General features: G+C 59.6%; 2 protein-coding genes. One reads left to right on the forward strand and one right to left on the reverse strand.

Annotated features, from left to right (window positions below):
- A partial coding sequence (locus A3730_RS30110) for an FAD-dependent oxidoreductase (protein WP_156500720.1) occupies positions 1-135 on the reverse strand: 135 nt, incomplete at its 3' end.
- 144 nt (positions 136-279) lie between these two features.
- On the opposite strand from A3730_RS30110, the gene A3730_RS00840 reads away from it, so the two are divergent.
- The coding region (locus A3730_RS00840) for a malate dehydrogenase (RefSeq protein ID WP_063537261.1) at positions 280-1,172 on the forward strand (893 nt) is incomplete at its 3' end.

Here is a 1,172-nt window from a genome sequence, read left to right on the forward strand (position 1 = left end):
CCCGCCCGCACAAGGCTTTCCCCGTGACCGGGGCCGCGAAATCACGGCCACTTTCAACCCGGCCGCAGCCAGATCCCATGCCGCTGCGCAGCCCGCCTGACCGGCGCCGACAATCAACACATCCCAGTTCGTCATATATCTCCCCCTGATTCCGTGCGATTAGCCGCCGGGTCCTTTATAATGCGCGCCGTCCGGGACCCTGACCCACGGACCTTGCTCAGCGGTCCCCTCGGTTTCAGCCCACATAAGTTCTCCCGAATTAAAGCTAGGAGATTGTTCATGAAAGCACCCGTACGCGTAGCCGTCACCGGCGCCGCTGGCCAAATCAGCTATTCCCTACTGTTCCGCATCGCTTCCGGCGATATGCTCGGCAAAGATCAGCCCGTTATTCTGCAGCTGCTCGAAATCACCCCTGCTCTGGAAGCCCTGAACGGGGTCATCATGGAGCTGGAAGATTGCGCATTCCCGCTGGTTGCCGGCATTACCGGTACCGACGATGCCAACGTGGCCTTCAAAGACGCCGATTACGCGCTGCTGGTTGGTGCTCGTCCGCGTGGTCCGGGCATGGAGCGTAAAGACCTGCTGGAAGCTAACGCAGCCATCTTCTCCGCCCAGGGTAAAGCCATCAACGACAATGCCAGCAAAGGCATCAAAGTCCTGGTTGTCGGTAACCCGGCCAACACCAACGCCCTGATCGCCCAGCGCAATGCGCCGGACATCGATCCCCGTCAGTTTACTGCCATGACCCGCCTGGACCACAACCGTGCCATGGCGCAGCTGGCCAACAAGCTGGGCAAAACCGTCAATGACGTGAAGAAAATGCTCATCTGGGGCAACCACTCTTCCACCCAGTACCCTGATCTGCACCACTGCGAAGTGGATGGCAAAGTGGCCATCGATCAGGTTGAGCAAGACTGGTACGAAAACGACTACATCCCGACTGTGCAACAGCGTGGTGCGGCCATCATCAAGGCCCGTGGCGCTTCCTCTGCTGCCTCAGCTGCCAACGCCGCTGTGGACCACATGCGTTCCTGGGCACTGGGTACCGACGAAGGTGACTGGGTTTCCATGGGTATCTACAGCGATGGTTCCTACGGCATCCAGGAAGGCCTGATCTACTCCTTCCCCTGCACCTGCAAAGACGGCGACTGGACTATCGTTCAGGGCCTGGA

The sequence above is a fragment of the Alcanivorax sp. HI0044 genome, assembly GCF_001634945.1.